Genomic DNA, 3,235 nt, shown 5'->3' with positions numbered 1-3,235 from the left:
CCGGGTGCCGGACATCAGTGAAGATGCCAGCATCGAAGAGAAGATCAATTACGTGCTCTATGCCGAGATCAACCCCAACCTGGCAGCCCACGGCGGTAGCGTCCAGCTGCTGGAGCTGACCGAGGATAACGTGGCGGTGCTGGAGTTCGGTGGCGGCTGCCAGGGTTGCTCTGTGGTCGACGTAACACTGCGAGATGGCGTGGAGAAGACCCTCAAAGAACGCGTGCCGGACCTGACCGGTGTCCGCGACAAGACCGACCACTCTGTCACGGATAACGCTTACTACAGTTAAAAGTGGCAAGTTCAAAGTTGTAACACGAGTAAGGCTATCAATAGCCCGAAAGCAAAAAGGCCGCGCCCAAAGTCAGGACGCGGCCTTTTTGCATTTCAGGACAGAGTTAACCTGTCCCGCGCACTATTAACTATTCACTGTTAACTATTAATTGCTTTCCTCACCCGCACTGCGGCTTACGACCCGCCGCCTGAGCCTGCTGATACAGCGGCATCACTTCCGGTATGCGCGCTCGCAGGCCGTCAATGCGGGTGGAATTTGAGGGGTGGGTGGACATGAACTCTGGTGGCTCATTGCCGCCATTGGCCGCTGCCATGTTCTGCCACAGGTTTACGCTTTCCCGGGGATCGAAACCGGCCTGGGCCATCAGTTGCAGGCCGATGATATCTGCCTCGGCTTCATGTTTGCGGCTGAAGGGCAGGGCAAGACCATATTCTGCGCCCACCCCCAAAGCTGCCATCACTCCCTGTTTGGCTGCGGTATCCTGGCCAGCAAGAGCGCCCAGCAGCTGCATACCGCTCTGGGTGGCGTACTGCAGGGACATTCGCTCGTTGGAATGCTGAGCCTGCACATGGCCAATTTCATGACCGATTACGGCGGCAAGCTGGTTCTGGTTCTTGGCCACTTTTAGCAGACCTGTATGCACGCCGATCTTGCCCCCGGGCAGGGCAAAAGCGTTGGCGCTGTCTTCCTGGAACACGGTCACTTCCCACTGCTGGTTGCCACCCAAAGTGTTGGTGATGGCATTGCTCACGCAAAGGACGTAGTTGACTTCACGATTGTCCTTGCTCTGTGGCTTTTCCTCCTTCATCTGTGCATAGGCAGTGCTGCCCATCTCGTCCATCTGGTCGGCGGGCATCAATAAGAACTGATTGCGACCCAGTGGTGAGGTGGCACAGGCCACAAGCCCGGCAGTGAGGGCGGAAACCGTGATCAGACGGCGAAATTTCATTGTTCTATTACTCCCATTCCCGCAGAAAACGGCGGGACACAAACATAAGCCAGCTTGCCCAGCCGGCGCTTCCGAGGAAGATGATAAGGCCAAACAGGGAGATTTCCCATGGTGCCGGGGGCACACGGCCGGCCAGCATTAGTGAACCGCCGATAAAACCGGCTGCCACCAGCAAGGCCTGCACCTGGCGATACTGGCCCCGCTCCAGCCGTGCCACCAGTCTTTCCAGATGGCGGGGATCAATGTTGCCCTCCTGCTGTGGCACCAGGTTGCTGGAGTGAGGTGGGGCGTAGACCTTGTCCACCACATCCAGAGCACGAAGACTAAGGCTCTTGGCCAGGCGTACCGGAGAGTAGCGGTTACGAACCATTCGTTTGAGCAGCGGCTCCGCCTCGGTCATCAGATCGAAATCCGGGTTGAGCAGGCGCCCGAAGCCTTCCAGCGTGATGATAGCCTTGATGAACAGTGCAATATCACTGGGCAACACCAGGTTGTGATTGCGCACCAGGGCGGTGATATCGGTAAGCAGGGCACTGATATCCAATTGCGACAGTGAAATACCGTGGTACTGGCTGATCACGTCCTCCACGTCCGATACCAGCTGATCGAAACGCACCGGTTGGCCATCGGACCAGTTGGAGAGCACTGCCGCACATTGCTCCGCCTCACGTAGCACCACCGAGCGGGTAATCTGCAGGATCTGTTCGCGGCGGCTATGGCTGAGTTTGCCGACCATGCCGAAATCCAGCATGGCAATGCGGTTGTTGCTCTGGATGATGAAGTTGCCCGGGTGCGGGTCGGCGTGAAAGAAGCCGTCTTCCAGGGCCATCTTCCAGGCGGCCAGGGCGCCGCGCCTGGCAATCAGTACCCGGTCAAGACCTTGTGCATCCAGTTTGTCCGTGGCGCGGGAGGGAATCCCCTTAATATGCTCCTGAACCTGCAGGGTCTGTGATGACAGTTCCCAGTACACCCTGGGTACGGTAAGCCATTTCAGGGTGCGCATGTTCCGGCGGATACGATCGGCATTGCGGGCTTCGATGGTGAAATCCAGCTCCCGGGTCAGGGAGCGCTTGAACTCACGGACCAGTTCCACAGGGCGATACCGGCGAAGCTCAACGGAATTGTCTGCCGCCAGTTTGGCGAGCTGATCCAGCAGACGCAGGTCGGATTCGATTTTGGCACGAATGCCCGGTTTCTGGATTTTCAGCACCACTTTCTGGCCGCGGCGGGTAAGGCCGCTATGTACCTGGCCGATGGAGGCAACGCCGATGGGTTGGGGGTCGATGCGGGCAAAGACAGTCTCCAGGGGTTTACCCAGGGCTGCTTCGATATGAGGCACCAGCTCCTCATAGGGAATGGCGGTGGCTTGATCCTGAAGCTTCTCGAATTCGGCAATCCAGTCCAGGGGGAACAGATCCACCCGGGTGGCCAGCACCTGGGCCAGTTTGACGAAAGTGGGGCCCATCTCTTCCATGGCATGGCGCAGCCGCTCGGCGGTGCCCATGCGCAGCATGTCCGGGCGCATGGAACTGCGCACCAGCTTGCCGGCGTGCTCAGCCGGTGTGGAAAGCCCGAGGCGACGAATCACGTCGGCAAAGCCGTATTTGAACAGAATGGTGGCCAGCTCATTCATACGGAGCAGGTCTTTGCCGGTGTGGAGGATGCTCATGGGGCATGTCCTGTTGTGGTGCGCTCCTGATCCAGCAACCGCTGTTTCAGTGTTGTGCCCCAGTAGAACCCGCCAGGCCCGCCATCGGCGCGGGTGACCCGGTGGCAGGGCACAAGGATTGCCAGGCGGTTTTTGCCCACCGCCTGGCCAACGGCCCGGGCCTGGCTACCCAGCTGCTGGGCGATTTCACCATAGTGCCGGGTGCTACCGGAGGGAATACCTAACAGCGCTTGCCACACCTGTCGCTGGAACGGTGTACCGCAGAGATGTAACGGTGCCGGGGCGGAGTCGGGGTGGTCCAGGGTGGCTAGCAGTGTGGGGG

4 protein-coding genes are annotated in these 3,235 nt (G+C 59.2%); 1 reads left to right on the top strand and 3 read right to left on the bottom strand.

From position 1 onward, the window contains the following. A partial coding sequence (locus tag HUJ17_RS00815) for a NifU family protein (protein WP_290508923.1) occupies window positions 1–292 on the top strand: 292 nt, incomplete at its 5' end. Window positions 293–452: 160 nt separating this feature from the next. Here HUJ17_RS00815 and HUJ17_RS00810 read toward each other — a convergent pair. The 3 genes from HUJ17_RS00810 to HUJ17_RS00800 form a co-directional block, all read right to left on the bottom strand. Further along, window positions 453–1,244, bottom strand: coding sequence for a M48 family metallopeptidase (locus HUJ17_RS00810; RefSeq protein ID WP_290508922.1), 792 nt, complete (start codon window positions 1,242–1,244; stop codon window positions 453–455). 7 nt (window positions 1,245–1,251) lie between these two features. Beyond that, entirely contained in the window at window positions 1,252–2,913 is a 1,662-nt protein-coding gene (locus HUJ17_RS00805; RefSeq protein WP_290508921.1) for an AarF/UbiB family protein, read from the bottom strand. Further along, the coding region (locus HUJ17_RS00800; protein ID WP_290508920.1) for a methylated-DNA--[protein]-cysteine S-methyltransferase at window positions 2,910–3,235 on the bottom strand (326 nt) is incomplete at its 5' end. The genes HUJ17_RS00800 and HUJ17_RS00805, both read right to left, overlap by 4 nt.

This window comes from Alcanivorax sp., from assembly GCF_014762765.1.
Taxonomy (GTDB): Bacteria; Pseudomonadota; Gammaproteobacteria; order Pseudomonadales; family Alcanivoracaceae; genus Alcanivorax.
The sequence above is the reverse complement of the archived record's forward strand: the minus strand, read 5'-3'. Positions and strand labels throughout refer to the sequence as shown.